At 59.1% G+C, this 14,446-nt stretch carries 12 protein-coding genes; 5 read left to right on the forward strand and 7 right to left on the reverse strand.

Going from position 1 to position 14,446, the window contains the following annotated elements; genetic code table 11:
* The first annotated feature begins 118 nt into the window (after positions 1-118).
* On the forward strand, positions 119-1,324 hold the full coding sequence (zigA, locus tag ACM6J5_RS26800) for a zinc metallochaperone GTPase ZigA (protein ID WP_095946195.1): 1,206 nt from the start codon (positions 119-121) through the stop codon (positions 1,322-1,324).
* A 15-nt stretch (positions 1,325-1,339) separates the two neighbouring features.
* Here the strand turns inward: zigA and ACM6J5_RS26805 are convergent, their stop codons facing one another.
* On the reverse strand, positions 1,340-1,696 hold the full coding sequence (locus ACM6J5_RS26805) for an NADH:ubiquinone oxidoreductase (protein WP_095946196.1): 357 nt from the start codon (positions 1,694-1,696) through the stop codon (positions 1,340-1,342).
* 27 nt (positions 1,697-1,723) lie between these two features.
* Between ACM6J5_RS26805 and ACM6J5_RS26810 the strand changes: the two genes are divergently transcribed.
* Complete coding sequence (locus ACM6J5_RS26810; RefSeq protein WP_414929662.1) at positions 1,724-2,695, forward strand: CobW family GTP-binding protein; 972 nt, start codon at positions 1,724-1,726, stop codon at positions 2,693-2,695.
* Between the two features lie 4 nt (positions 2,696-2,699).
* On the opposite strand, the gene ACM6J5_RS26815 is transcribed toward ACM6J5_RS26810, so the two are convergent.
* Positions 2,700-3,113 (reverse strand): DUF3301 domain-containing protein, encoded by a 414-nt coding sequence (locus tag ACM6J5_RS26815; RefSeq protein WP_095946198.1) that lies wholly within the window; start codon positions 3,111-3,113, stop codon positions 2,700-2,702.
* Between the two features lie 118 nt (positions 3,114-3,231).
* Here ACM6J5_RS26815 and pdxY point away from each other — a divergent pair, with 118 nt between their 5' ends.
* Positions 3,232-4,104 (forward strand): pyridoxal kinase PdxY, encoded by an 873-nt coding sequence (gene pdxY / locus ACM6J5_RS26820; RefSeq protein ID WP_347909811.1) that lies wholly within the window; start codon positions 3,232-3,234, stop codon positions 4,102-4,104.
* A gap of 130 nt (positions 4,105-4,234) precedes the next feature.
* Here the strand turns inward: pdxY and ACM6J5_RS26825 are convergent, their stop codons facing one another.
* Entirely contained in the window at positions 4,235-4,717 is a 483-nt protein-coding gene (locus ACM6J5_RS26825) for an acyl-CoA thioesterase (protein ID WP_046038855.1), read from the reverse strand.
* A 286-nt stretch (positions 4,718-5,003) separates the two neighbouring features.
* Between ACM6J5_RS26825 and ACM6J5_RS26830 the strand changes: the two genes are divergently transcribed.
* Complete coding sequence (locus ACM6J5_RS26830) at positions 5,004-6,767, forward strand: cation:proton antiporter (RefSeq protein WP_095946418.1); 1,764 nt, start codon at positions 5,004-5,006, stop codon at positions 6,765-6,767.
* Between the two features lie 22 nt (positions 6,768-6,789).
* Here ACM6J5_RS26830 and ACM6J5_RS26835 read toward each other — a convergent pair whose 3' ends face one another.
* The 4 genes from ACM6J5_RS26835 to uvrD form a co-directional block, all read right to left on the reverse strand.
* On the reverse strand, positions 6,790-7,197 hold the full coding sequence (locus tag ACM6J5_RS26835) for an SMI1/KNR4 family protein (RefSeq protein ID WP_003187120.1): 408 nt from the start codon (positions 7,195-7,197) through the stop codon (positions 6,790-6,792).
* A 272-nt stretch (positions 7,198-7,469) separates the two neighbouring features.
* Positions 7,470-8,348, reverse strand: a complete 879-nt coding sequence (locus ACM6J5_RS26840) for a Tim44 domain-containing protein (RefSeq protein ID WP_095943446.1) — start codon at positions 8,346-8,348, stop codon at positions 7,470-7,472.
* A 179-nt stretch (positions 8,349-8,527) separates the two neighbouring features.
* Positions 8,528-8,968, reverse strand: coding sequence for an EamA family transporter (locus tag ACM6J5_RS26845; protein WP_150671915.1), 441 nt, complete (start codon positions 8,966-8,968; stop codon positions 8,528-8,530).
* Between the two features lie 26 nt (positions 8,969-8,994).
* On the reverse strand, positions 8,995-11,178 hold the full coding sequence (uvrD, locus tag ACM6J5_RS26850; RefSeq protein ID WP_095943444.1) for a DNA helicase II: 2,184 nt from the start codon (positions 11,176-11,178) through the stop codon (positions 8,995-8,997).
* Positions 11,179-11,434: 256 nt separating this feature from the next.
* Here uvrD and ACM6J5_RS26855 point away from each other — a divergent pair, with 256 nt between their 5' ends.
* Positions 11,435-14,305: a putative bifunctional diguanylate cyclase/phosphodiesterase gene (locus tag ACM6J5_RS26855; protein ID WP_150671916.1), complete on the forward strand. Its 2,871-nt coding sequence runs from the start codon at positions 11,435-11,437 to the stop codon at positions 14,303-14,305.
* Positions 14,306-14,446: the final 141 nt, after the last annotated feature.

Consider the following 14,446-nt stretch of genomic DNA (forward strand, 5'->3'; position numbering starts at 1 on the left):
GTTCAGCATCCTGTCCTTTGCACCGCCGGGCAAGAGGGGATGGTTTATTTGTACTGTTACAGTATAACATTATGTAAGCCCGACACAGCGACCGGGCATCCCTGTGAGGAATATGCAGATGTCCAATCGACTCCCCGTGACCGTTCTCTCCGGCTTTCTTGGCGCCGGAAAAAGTACACTTCTTAATTACATACTACGTAATCGCGATGGTTTGCGAGTTGCAGTCATCGTCAACGATATGAGCGAAATCAACGTCGATGGCACCGAAGTTCAGCGCGATGTCAGCCTGAATCGCGCCGAAGAACGGTTGGTGGAGATGAGTAACGGGTGTATTTGCTGTACGTTACGTGAAGACTTGCTGGAGGAGGTGAGTCAACTCGCCAGGGAAGGTCGCTTCGACTATCTGCTGATCGAGTCCACCGGTATTTCCGAACCGCTGCCAGTGGCGGAAACCTTTACCTTTCGCGATGAAAACGGCCAGAGCCTCAACGACATTGCACGGCTGGACACCATGGTCACAGTGGTCGATGGCATGAACTTCCTGCTCGATTACCAGGCTGCCGAAAGCCTGGCTTCCCGAGGAGAAACACTAGGGGAAGAAGACGAACGTTCGATTACCGATCTGTTGATTGAGCAGGTCGAGTTCGCTGATGTGATTTTGCTCAGCAAGATCGACTTGATCAGCAGCCACCAGCGCGAAGAACTGATCGCGATACTTGAACGGCTCAACGCCCGGGCGGAAATCATCCCGATGACGATGGGCGAAATCCCTTTGGATAAGATCCTCAACACCGGCCGTTTTGACTTCGAAAAGGCTGCCCAGGCACCGGGATGGTTGCAGGAACTGCGCGGCGAACACGTGCCGGAAACCGAAGAATACGGCATCGCTTCCAGTGCTTACCGGGCTCGCCGGCCGTTCCATCCGCAGCGTTTCTTCAACTTCATCGACGGTCCCTGGGACAACGGCAAGCTGCTGCGCTCCAAGGGCTTTTTCTGGCTGGCGAGCAAGCACATGGATGCTGGCAGTTGGTCTCAGGCCGGTGGCTTGATGCGCTATGGCTTTGCCGGGCGCTGGTGGCGTTTCGTACCGAAAAACCAGTGGCCGCAAGATGAAGAAAGTACCACCGGGATCATGAAAAACTGGACCGCCGACAGCGGGGACTGTCGCCAGGAGCTGGTGTTCATCGGCCAGAACATCGACTTCACGCAACTCACTGCAGAACTGGACGCATGCCTGCTGACCGATGAGGAGATGGCGCTGGGCACAGAGGGCTGGCGTTTGCTGCCTGATCCATTCGGCCCTTGGAACGAAGAGGTTGCCTGATCCTCTACTGGCGCTTCAGGGCTTGAGCCAGGTGCCCTGGCTCTGGGCCTCGCAGTACGGCTGCAAATATGCCGCGTCGGTGGCAACGCCGTAATAGTGAATATCCTGGCGGTAGGGCATATTGGCGACTTGGGCGTTGCTGCAAATACCAAATGCGCCGCCGGGGCATTGATCGACATACTGCACCTCGACTTTCTGCCCCGCCAGGTTCGGCTGGCAGAAACCATCGGCGAAGAGTTTTGGCGGGATGTTGCGGTTCTGCTGGCAAACCTGGACATCAAGCCGCTCGGTCTGGCTGTGAACCACACAAGCCTGGGCCAGCGCCTCGCCTGAAACGAGTGCCAGGAGCAACGACAAGCCAATCAACCGCATCCATCACCTCCTCAGAAATCATCGACCATGCTGCAGAATATCCCCACTCATGTCATTGCCGGCCCGTTGGGCGCCGGCAAGACCAGCCTGATCAAGCACCTGCTGGCTCAGCGCCCGGCTGGCGAGCGCTGGGCGGTGTTGATCAACGAGTTTGGCCAGATCGGTCTCGACGCTGCGCTACTGACCCAGGATGGCGATGGTATCGCACTGGGGGAAGTGGCTGGGGGCTGCCTTTGTTGCGTCAACGGTGCGCCGTTTCAGATTGGTCTTGGGCGCTTGTTGCGCAAGGCACAACCGGATCGGCTGTTCATCGAGCCCTCGGGGCTGGGGCATCCGGCGCAGTTGCTCAGGCAATTGAGCGAAGCGCCGTGGCAAGGCGTGTTGGCTGTTCAGCCTTGTGTGCTGGTGCTGGATGCCCAGGCGCTCGCCGCTGGCAAACCGCTGCCGGATGTTCAACAGCAAGCGCTGGGCCATGCGGGATTGCTGCTGTTGAACAAGTCTGAAGGTCTCGACGAAGACAGTCGCCAGCGAATTGCCGGGCAATTGCCGCCTCTCCCCCTGTGCTGGACACAACAGGCGGCTTTACCCTTGAGCGAGTTGCCGGGGCTGAATGCCAAAGCGCGGGCAGGTGTGGATAACTTCGTCGTGCCCATGGGCCTGGCGCAGCTGCCGGCGGTCTGGAGCGACCCCGCGTTGCCCATTTGCCTGAGTCAGGAACAGGACGGAGGCTGGAGCATCGGATGGCGTTGGCACCCAAGCCAGGTGTTTGATGCCGCTCTGGTTGGCCGGTGGCTTGAAAGCCTTGGCTGGAGGCGGGCGAAACTGGTTATCCACAGTGCTCAGGGCTGGATTTCGGCGAACGCGGTGGATAGCTCGGTGCTGGACTGGCAGCCCAGTGAATGGCGGCAGGATTCGCGTATCGAGCTGATTTTCAGTGAAGCGCAGAATGCAGAGCGGTTGCAGCGTGAGCTGGCAGCGTGCCGATCCGGATCGGATTAACGGCTCACGGCCGCCACTTGGTATGGTCCTGACGCCACTGGCTCAGCTCGATCACTTCAGCGCGGGGTTTCGCTACTTCGACCACCGGTTCGGTTTCATCGAAGGGGACCGGGTAGGGCGCCAGCTCGATCTGTGCACTGTGTGCGCCGAACTGAGTGATGGTGCCGTTGTGGCGGGTTTCGCCCGTCACGGTGAATTCGAAGTTATACACACGGGCCAGGCGTCGGCGACCACTGGCATCCTTGATGAAAGCGATTTTTTTCAAGGCCACGTTGCCGTCGAGCAATTCGATCCCGAGTTTGCCGCAATGCTGCTTGACCCGCTCCAGCGCGCGCTCGCGCAAGCCGTGGTTGTGCCATAGCCATGCGCCGGCAGTGGCGAACAGCATCAGCACGAATATATTTCCAAGGGTCAGCATCACAGGGTGCTCCAACAAGATAGTGTCAGCTTAACTGCGTCGCTGGTCTGTCGTACAGGCTGCGTTTAGTCGCATACTGCGCGGCTAGAATTTCAATCGTTTTACGGAAATCCACCGCATGAAACGTACTCCGCATTTGCTCGCTATCCAGTCCCACGTGGTATTCGGTCACGCCGGCAACAGTGCCGCGGTTTTCCCGATGCAACGGGTCGGGGTGAATGTCTGGCCGCTCAACACTGTGCAGTTCTCCAATCACACCCAGTACGGCCAGTGGGCCGGTGAGGTGCTGGCGCCGCACCAGATCCCCGACCTGGTCGAAGGTATCGCGGCGATTGGCGAGCTGGGCAACTGTGATGCGGTGCTCTCCGGTTACCTCGGCAGTGCGGCCCAGGGCCGGGCGATTCTGACAGGGGTGGCGCGGATCAAGTCGATGAATCCCAAGGCGCTGTACCTGTGTGACCCGGTCATGGGGCATCCGGAGAAGGGCTGCAGTGTTCCGGCGGAGGTCAGTGATTTCCTGTTGGAAGAGGCCGCCGCCGTGGCGGACTTCATGTGCCCGAACCAGTTGGAGCTGGACAGCTTCTCCGGGCGCAAGCCGCAATCGCTGTTCGATTGCCTGGCCATGGCGCGTGCATTGCTGGTGCGCGGCCCGAAAGCGGTGTTGGTCAAGCATCTGGACTATCCAGGCAAATCGGCAGAGGTCTTCGAGATGCTGCTGGTGACGGCTGAGGGCAGCTGGCATTTGCAGCGCCCGTTACTGGCGTTCCCGCGTCAGCCGGTGGGCGTGGGCGATCTGACGTCCGGTCTGTTCCTGGCGCGTGTGCTGTTGGGCGACAGCCTGGTGGCCGCGTTCGAGTTCACAGCGTCGGCGGTGCATGAAGTGCTGCTCGAAACCCAGGCCTGTGCCAGCTACGAGCTGGAACTGGTTCGGGCTCAGGACCGGATTGCCCATCCGCGGGTGCGGTTCGAGGCTACACCCATCAGTCTCTGATTCGGCGCTGCCCCAATCGCGAGCAGGCTCGCTCCCACATTGGATCTTTGTCGTACACAAAATCTGTGTCCACTGAAATCAACTGTGGGAGCGAGCCTGCTCGCGATGGGGGCTAGAGTCGCGACAAGATTCAGACGTCGCCCTTGATCTCCTGATAGCGCTTTTCCGACTCCTGACGAATCTGTCGGCGCTGCTGCGCCTGCATGTAACGACGCTTGTCTTCGCTATTCTGCGGTTGCAGCGGTGGTACGGATGCCGGTTTACGTTGGTCATCCACCGCGACCATGGTGAAGAAGCAACTGTTGGTGTGGCGCACCGAGCGTTCACGGATGTTCTCGGTCACCACTTTGATGCCTACTTCCATGGAGGTATTGCCGGTGTAGTTGACCGAGGCGAGAAAGGTCACCAGTTCGCCGACATGGATCGGCTCACGGAAAATGACCTGATCCACCGACAGGGTCACCACATAGCGGCCGGCATAACGGCTGGCGCAGGCGTAGGCCACTTCGTCGAGGTATTTGAGCAGGGTGCCGCCGTGAACATTGCCAGAGAAGTTGGCCATGTCGGGGGTCATCAATACCGTCATCGACAGTTGGGCGTTTCCGGGTTCCATAGCATTCTCACGGGTCAAGGCCAGGTTTGAGGGATGCACCTCTGCGGGTGCCTCGGCGGTTTTTTCAAACCAACAGTTATCGGGACGCCGGGTGCCGGGTCGCCGTCACGCTGGATCGATCTGTTTCCATATATTGCACCGCCTTTCTGTCGGAAGTCGCGGTGTTACGCTGCAAAAGCCCGGACGCAGGGACTTTTCCTACGCGTAAAGCAGACTTTTGTTCGGTTCGATCAGACGTATTCCTGCGTCTGTGAATCGGGCAACTTCAATCAGGGAGCCGCTCGCCATGCATGCCATCAGTTTCATTCAGGATCTGGCAGTGATCATGTTGATCGCAGGTGTGGTCACCGTGGTTTTCCATCGCCTGAAACAACCGGTGGTACTGGGATACATCGTCGCCGGCTTCATCATCGGTCCGCACACCCCGCCATTCGGCCTGATCCATGATGAAGAAACCATCAAGACCCTGGCCGAACTCGGGGTGATATTCCTGATGTTCTGCCTGGGCCTGGAGTTCAGCCTGCGCAAGTTGTTCAAGGTCGGTGCCACGGCATTCATCGCGGCATTCCTGGAAATCGTGCTGATGATCTGGATCGGCTACGAGATCGGTCGCTGGTTCGACTGGAACACCATGGACTCACTGTTCCTCGGCGCGATCCTGGCGATTTCCTCGACCACCATCATCGTCAAGGCGCTCAATGATCTGAAACTGAAGAACGAGCGATTTGCCCAGTTGATATTCGGTGTGCTGATCGTCGAGGACATTCTGGGCATCGGCATCATCGCGCTGCTGTCCAGCATCGCGGTCAGCGGTACGGTCAGCTCCGGCGAAGTGTTTTCCACGGTCGGCAAACTGTCGCTGTTCATGATCGTCGCGTTGGTCATCGGCATCCTGATGGTGCCGCGGCTGTTGGCCTACGTCGCCAGATTCGACAGCAACGAAATGCTGCTGATCACGGTACTGGGCCTGTGTTTTGGCTTCTGCCTGCTGGTGGTCAAGCTTGAATACAGCATGGTCCTCGGGGCATTCCTGATCGGCGCGATCATGGCTGAGTCCCGGCAACTGCTGAAAATCGAGCGTTTGATTGAACCGGTTCGCGATCTTTTCAGTGCGATTTTCTTTGTGGCCATCGGGCTGATGCTCGATCCGGCGATCCTGCTTCAGTACGCCTGGCCAATCGCCGTAATCACCGTAGCCGTGGTGCTCGGCAAGATGTTGTCCTGCGGCCTTGGTGCATTTATCGCCGGCAATGACGGACGTACCTCGCTGCGGGTCGGGATGGGGCTTTCACAGATTGGCGAATTCTCTTTCATCATCGCGGCACTGGGCATGACGTTGCAGGTCACCAGCAACTTTTTATACCCCGTGGCTGTGGCGGTTTCGGTGATCACAACCCTGCTGACGCCCTATCTGATTCGCGCGGCTGATCCATTGTCGATCAAGCTCGCCGGCGCCATGCCAGAACGTCTGGGACGGGTGTTGGGGATGTATGGCGAATGGCTGCGCAGCATCCAGCCTCAGGGTGAGGGTGCGTTACTGGCATCCATGATTCGGCGGATTTTGTTGCAGGTGGGAGTCAATCTGGCGCTCGTGATCGCAATCTTCTTCTCGGGCGCGTATTTCGCCGAACGCATGTCGGCCTACCTGCAAGCCTGGATCAGCGACCCGAGCTGGCAAAAGGCGTTGATCTGGGGTGGGGCGCTGCTGTTATCGCTGCCTTTTTTGATTGCGGCGTACCGAAAGCTAAAGGCACTGTCGATGTTGCTGGCGGAAATGGGCGTGAAGCCGGAGATGGCCGGGCGCCACACGCAGCGAGTGCGCCGGGTGATCGCCGAAGTGATCCCGATCCTGTCGCTGCTGGTGATCTTTTTGCTGTTGGCAGCCTTGTCGGCCAGTATTCTGCCGACCAACAAGTTGCTGATGCTGATCGCCGTGGTCGCGGCCGCCGTGGCGGCGCTGCTGTGGCGTTGGTTCATTCGTGTGCATACGCGGATGCAGGTGGCGTTGCTGGAAACCCTCGACAATCACAAGGAGTCGTCCGGGCACTGACCACCCAGCGGCGTTGACTGGGTCAGCTTTCCAGCCAGACGTCCCGTGCCCAGTGCCACACCGACTCCCAGGTTTCTTCGGCGATCAGCTCTTCTTCGGCCTGCCAAAGCACCACGGTGCCGTCTTCTTCGACGCAATAGTAGTCATCACCGTCCTGGCAGATCGGGATCAGGCTGCGATCGACGCCGGCGTCCCAGGCGTTGGCGGCAACGTCGGGCAGGTAGGTGTGGGATTGCGGGTCGGTCACGGTGACCGGTTCCAGGCTGCCGTAGACGACGTCGCTGACGGTCAGCAGAAACTCTCTGAAGACGAACGGAATGTCGATGAACAGTTGTTCTTCGATTTCGACCAGCAGGTCTTCGTCGGGCAGTTCCAAGGGGACCGGTACCGGTTCGTTGGCTTCACGCAGTTGTTCGATGATTTCTTCCACGTCCGGGATCCTCTTGCTTGTATGGCGCGGTTTATATGGGGCGGTTTATACAGTAGCTTGCTATAGATGCAACCGCGAAATAGAAAACCCCGGCCTGGGCCGGGGTTTTGTTTACAGCAGATGAAGTTCTGTCCGGAACGTGCCTGCGCGTCGATCATACGGCGTTAAAAACAGGCTCGGAATGCTCATTGACTAAAGTCAACTCCGCTTCCTCGCCTGTTTTTGCCTTGTCTGATCTTAGCTCGGCACCTTCCGAACAGAACTAAGCGGGATCAGCCGTTCTGGCGGATACCAGCTACCAGCCAAGGCTGGTTTTCGCCCTGTGCACGTTCCATGTTCCAGCTTTCGCTGAAGACTTCGCCCTGGTCGAAACGCGAGGTTTTCGACACGCCAGTGAACGTCAGGGTGGCGATGGTCTTGTCGGCGCGATCGTCCACACCGTCCAGCTGTACATTGAGGTTATCGATGTAGGTGGACTGGAAACCGTCGCCCAGGTCTGCACGCTCACGCTTGAGGAACTCCAGCATTTGCGGAGTCACGAACTCGGCGATCTTGTCCATTTCGTTGGCGTCCCAGTGCTGTTGCAGGGACTGGAAGTGATTGCGCGCCGCTTCGACGAAGTTTCTTTCGTTGAACCAGGCTGGCGCGTTGATCACCGGGCGAGCGGCAACAGGTGCTGCCGAGCCACCGAAGATCGAACCGCCGGCAGGCTTTTGTTCGAACGCTTCACGTTGCATCGGCGCATGGCCGGCCGGAGCGTACTGCTCCTGCTGCTTGCGACGACGGGCGGCGATAAAGCGGAAGACCAGGAACGCAATGACGGCCATGATCAGGATGTCGAAGATCTGCATGCCCTGGAAGCCGTCACCCATGAACATGGAGGCCAGCAGGCCACCGGCCGCGATACCGGCCAATGGGCCGAGCCAGCGCGAAGCGCCACCGGCCTTGGCAGCGGCGCCAGCGGCACCGGCAGCACCAGCGGTCGCCGCAGCGCCGCCCATGCCTGGAGAAGAAGGAGCCATCTGGCTGGTCTGGTGAGTCGGCGCAGCGCCTGCGCTTTTGCCACCACCGAAGCGCTTGGCGGCATTGACGTCGAGACTCATCGTCAGGCCGATGCACAACGCCATGGCGATGCTAAGAAAACGTTTCATAAAGGGAATTCCCATTTGTGGAAGGCACGCGCGCCATGTTGCACAGGTGAAGTGTTACTGGCTAGCGGCAGAGTGTTTCGGGCTTTTGCCTGACAGGTCGTGTTCAGCTCCCGTCAGTGCAAGAAGGCCTTTTGACTTTGATCTGTCAGATGAGTGGATAGGGTTTGTAGGACGGTCGCCTAGCGTCGCAGAGCCAGCATGACCACCCCGGCCGTGATCAGGCCGATTCCGCCCCATTGGCGCAGGTCGAGTTTTTCACCCAGCAGGACAACGCCAAGAACAGCCACCAGCACCACGCTGAGTTTGTCCACTGGGGCAACCAGTGACGCCGGACCGACCTTAAGTGCGCGGAAATAGCAGACCCACGATGCACCGGTGGCAAGGCCCGACAACAGCAGGAACAGGTAGCTCTTCGCAGAGATCGATCCCAATGACTGATATTGGCCCGTGGCGTACAAAATCAAGGCCAGGCTGACCAATACCACTATCGTACGCAGCAGGGTGGCGAAGTCGGAGTTGACGTTTTCGATGCCCACTTTCGCGAAAATGGCGGTCATTGCCGCGAAAGCCGCCGATAACAGGGCCCAGAATGTCCAGGAAGAAAAAAAGCCCGAGCCCATTTTTCAGTGCCTTTAGTCAGTGCGACCTAAATAGCTTCCAGCTTGGCGTAACCCAGCATCAGCCACTTGCTGCCTTCGCTGAAGTTCACCTGCACCCGGGCCTGAGCTCCGGCGCCTTCGAAGTTCAGAATCACGCCATCGCCAAACACCGAGTGCCGTACGGTCTGGCCCAGGCTGAAGCCGGTCTGCGGAATCTCGCTGCCGCTGAACAGGTTGCTGCCACTCATCGACTGGTTGCCACCGAACGGACGGCTGACGCTGTTGGACAGCCGCACCTCCTGAATCAGGCCTTTCGGAACTTCACGTACGAAGCGCGACACCTTGTTGTAGGTCTCGCTGCCATAAAGGCGTCGGGTTTCAGCATAGGTCATCACCAGGTTCTGCATGGCCCGGGTGATGCCTACGTAGGCCAGACGACGTTCTTCCTCAAGGCGGCCAGGCTCCTCCAGGCTCATCTTGTGCGGGAACAGACCTTCTTCCATGCCCACCAGGAACACGTAAGGGAATTCCAGGCCCTTGGCGCTGTGCAGGGTCATCAGCTGGATGCTGTCTTCGTGCTCGTCGGCCTGGGTGTCGCCAGCCTCCAAAGACGCGTGACCGAGGAACGCCGCCAATGGCGTCAGGTCTTCGTCTTCTTCACTGTTTTCGAAGTTGCGCGCGGCGCTGACCAGTTCCTCAAGGTTTTCTACCCGTGCCTGGCCTTTCTCGCCTTTTTCCGCTTCGTGATAGGCAATCAGCCCTGACTGCTCGATGACGGTCTGGGTCATCAGGTGCAGTGGCATTTCCATGCATTTGGCGGCGAGGTTCTCGATCAGCTCGATAAACGCGCCCAAGGCGCCGGCCGCACGACCGGTCAGGCCTTTGTTGGCCACCAGTTGGCGCATCGCTTCCCACATCGATACATCGCTGTGGCGCGCATGGTCGCGGATCGCTTCGACGGTTTTCTCGCCGATGCCACGGGCCGGCACGTTGATGACCCGTTCCAGCGCGGCATCGTTGCCACGGCCTTCGAGCAAGCGCAGGTAGGCCATGGCGTTCTTGATTTCGGCGCGTTCGAAGAAGCGCTGACCGCCATAGATGCGGTAGGGAATGCGCTCGCGCAGCAGGGCTTCTTCCAGAACCCGCGATTGGGCGTTGGAGCGGTACAGAATCGCGATATCGCTGCGAGACAAGCCGGTTTTCAGCGCACTTTCGATGGTTTCGACAACGTAGCGTGCTTCGTCGTGCTCGTTGAAGGCGGCGTACAGGTTGATCGCTTCGCCTTCGCCGCCGTCTGTCCACAACTCTTTGCCCAGGCGCCCGGTGTTATTGGCGATCAAGGCGTTGGCAGCCTTCAGGATACCGGCGGTGGAGCGATAGTTTTGCTCCAGGCGAATGGTTACGGCGTCCGGGAAGTCTTCGGAATACTGGTAAATGTTCTCGATTTTCGCGCCGCGCCAGCCGTAGATGGACTGGTCGTCGTCGCCCACCACCATCAGGCTGTCGCCACCCTTGGCCAGCAGGCGCAACCAGGCATATTGCACGGCGTTGGTGTCCTGGAACTCGTCCACCAGGATGTGCCGGAAGCGCTTTTGATAGTGAGCAAGCAGGCCTGGGTGATCGCGCCACAGATCGAGGGCGCGCAGCAGCAATTCGGAGAAGTCGATGACACCCGCACGCAGGCAGGCGGCCTCGTAGGCTTCATAGATGCCGCGCATGGTCGCCAGGAACAGGTCGCCACTGGCCTGGATGTGTTGCGGGCGCAGGCCTTCGTCTTTCTGCCCGTTGATGAACCACTGGGCCTGACGGGCCGGCCAGCGCTGTTCGTCCAGGCCGAGTTCGCGGATCACCCGCTTGACCAGCCGCTGCTGGTCATCGCTGTCGAGAATCTGGAAGGTCTGGCTCAAGCCCGCTTCCTGCCAGTGCGCCCGCAGAAGGCGGTGCGCCAGGCCGTGGAAGGTGCCGACCCACATGCCGGCCGGGTTGATACCCATCAACTGCTCGATGCGCTGGCGCATCTCGGCAGCAGCCTTGTTGGTGAAGGTCACCGACAGAATGGAGTGGGGCGAGGCGTTTTCGACCTGGATCAACCAGGCGATACGGTGCACCAGCACTCGGGTTTTACCGGAACCAGCACCGGCCAGGACCAACTGACGACCCACGGGGGCTGCTACGGCCTGGCGTTGGGCATCGTTGAGGGAGTTCAGCAGAAGGGAGAGATCATCGCGCATCGGGGCATTCTAGGGGGCCGCGACACACCGGGCAAACCCCGCTTCGCTTTAACCGATGAAAGTTATGCGAAGGACGACCGGTCAGTCATCGGCTGCAGGCGTTGGCAGGGCATGCCTTGAGCATTTTCAGTGACATCGGCAGCCGAAAAATTTGGCGATTTATTGATCAGCAGCAGTTTGGTCCGGGCAATTGCTTGTGTATGCTCCGAGCAGTTTCGGGCACATGCTCATCATTATAAGAACAAGAACATCGCCTATGACCCTCAGCTTCGACCTGTCGGGCCCCACTGTGGAACCCCGGGTGATCCGTAAACAGTACGCCATGGAAATGGCGGTCGAACGCACGCGCCTGTTGTATCAAGGCTCGTTGCTGCCCACGTTGTTCATGCTGATCAATGGCCTGGTCTGTGCCGGTTTGCTCTGGAGCCCGCAGCGCTATTTTCTGGTCAGTGTCTGGCTGGTGTGGTTGTTGTCTTTGGTGGCATTGCGGGTGATTCAGGTCGCCGCCTTCGATTCGGCCATTCCCAACCGTCAGGCCCATCCCATTTGGCGACGGATGTTTTTGCTGGGCTCCGGCCTCACCGGTCTGACCCTGGCGGGTGCCGGCATCGCCCTGGTTCCCGCCGATAATTTCATTCAGCAAGCCTGGGTCTTCGGCCTCATCGGTGCTGCGGCGCTCTCGGCCAGTGTGGCTTATGCAGTCAGCTTGCCGGCCTTTCTGTCATTCACCTTGCCCTGCCTGTTGCCGGCCATCGCCTATATGTTTTGGGTGGCTGACGAGCAGCAGCAAGGTTGGGGCTGGTTCGGGCTGATCCTGCTCGGTGCATTGAGCGTGGTCGCCTGGCAAGTCAATCGATTGATCGATCGGGGCTTGATGCGACGCTTTCAGAACCAGGCGCTGATCGAGCATCTGCAACAGGCGCAAAGCTGCAGTGACCAGCTCAATCAGAAGCTGGCCAAGGAAATAGAACAGCGCCGACGTGCCGAGGACGATTTGCGAGAGATCCAGGTCGACCTGGAAAACCGAGTCGCTCAGCGCAGCCTGGAACTGGATGCCGCCAACCAGGCACTGAGCAAGAGTGAAGCGCGTCTGGCGCTGGCATTGAAGGCCAGCGAGTTGGGGTTGTGGGACTGGAATCTGCAAACCGACGAAGTCCATCACACGCAGATTCAGGAATTGTTCGGCCTGGAGCCGGAGCAGGTCACGGCATTATTGCGCCACCTCAAACCGCGCCTTCATCCCGAGGATCTTCCTGCGCTGAAAAGGGCGCTGGTCGAGCATTTGAAGGGTCGCACCGAGGACTATCAAATCGAGTATCGCGTGCGGCATGGCGACGGCCACTGGGTCTGGATCGAGGACCGCGGGCGGGCAGTCGAGCGTGCCGACAACGGCCGGGTGATTCGCATGGTCGGCACTCGCCGCGATATCAGCGCCAGCAAAGGCCTGGAAGAGCAGCGGCAACTGGCGGCGACCGTGTTCGAGGCGGCCAGCGAAGGGATCGTGATTTTCGATCCGAACTACGTCCTGATCGCGATCAATCAAGCCTTCAGTCGGGTGACCGGCTATGACATCGACGACATGATCGGGCGCAATGTCGTTGAGTTGCCATGCAGTCGTGATGCGCGTCGGCATTACGCCGCAATACATCAGGCGCTGGAGCAGCAAGGCAGCTGGCAGGGCGAATTGGTGGAGACCCGCAAGAACGGCGAGATGTATCCGCAATGGCTGCAACTGAATGCCGTGCGCGATACCCGGGGAAATGTAAGCCATATTGTGGGCTTTTTCGCTGATCTCTCAGCCCGCCGAGAATCCGAAGAGCGCATGCGCTATCTGACCCATTACGACGAGCTTACCGGTCTGGCCAACCGCGCGATGTTTCGCGAACGACTCAACGAGGCTCATCAACGAGTGCGACAGGGCGGTTATCGCAGCCTGGCGTTGCTGCACATCAATCTCGATCGGTTCAAGCAACTCAACGACAGCCTGGGACATGAAGTCGCCGACCAACTGTTGCAGAAAATGGCCCGGCGACTGGTGAATGCGTTGCCTGAAGCAGACACCATCGCGCGCCTTTCCGGTGATGAGTTTGCCGTGCTGTTCAACGCCTACGGCAACCTGTCGAGCCTGGCCCGGGTGGCGACTCGCCTGGCGAACAAGTTGCGCCTGCCGGTGACCATTGACGGGCATGAGCTGGTGGTCAGCGCGTCGATGGGCATCAGCCTGTTGCCGGACAGCGCTCGGGAAATATCGGCACTGGTCAGTCAGTCGAACATGGCCATGCAGCACGCCAAGCACCTGGGTGGCGATAATTTCCAGTTTTACACCGATAGCTTGCAAGCCAGCACGCTGGAGCGTTTGCAGCTGGAAAACCACTTGCGCAAAGCCATCGAAGACAAACAACTGAAGGTGTTTTACCAACCGAAACTGTGCCTGGCCACTGGCCGGTTGAATGCCGCCGAAGCCTTGGTGCGTTGGGATCATCCGACCATGGGCCGTGTGCCGCCGGGGGATTTCATCGGCCTGGCTGAAGAAACCGGATTGATCGGCCCGATCGGTGAGTTCGTGTTGCGTCAGGCGTGCTGGCAAGCCTGTGAGTGGCAGCGGCAGGGGTTGGAAGCGATTCGGGTGTCGGTCAACCTGTCGGTGCATCAATTGCGCCAGGGCAAATTGGTCAGCCTGGTGCGGCAGGTGCTGGAAGAGACCGGGCTGGCGCCGCAACTGCTGGAGCTGGAACTCACCGAAAGCCAGTTGCTGGACAGCGTCGAACACATCATCGCAACCTTCCAGCAGTTGCGTGATCTCGGGGTGAAACTGGCCATTGACGATTTTGGCACCGGTTACTCATCTCTGAGCTATCTCAAAAGGATCCCGGTGGATTACGTGAAGATTGATCAGGCCTTTATTCGCGGGTTGGGAGAGGGTACCGAGGATGCGGCGATTACCCGGGCCATCATTGCCATGGCTCACGGCCTGAAGCTGAAGGTCGTGGCGGAAGGGGTGGAGCGGGAAGAACAGCTTGAGTTCCTGAAAGCCGAACGCTGCGATGAAGTACAGGGTTATTTGATCAGCCGCCCGGTCGAGGCCGAGACGTTGGCCGGTTTGCTGCACGCGCAAGCCGCAAGCTGACAAGGATACGCAAGGCGCTTTTGTCCATTAAAACGCGCACTCGGCGCACCTGGACAGGCGCCATGGGTGCTACATGAAGCGCGGGCACCTGAAATCGAGGGATTCGGTAACGCATTGAGCAGGCAAAAAGCCAATTCATGT

This window comes from Pseudomonas sp. IT-P74 (assembly GCF_949768175.1).
GTDB lineage: Bacteria > Pseudomonadota > Gammaproteobacteria > Pseudomonadales > Pseudomonadaceae > Aquipseudomonas.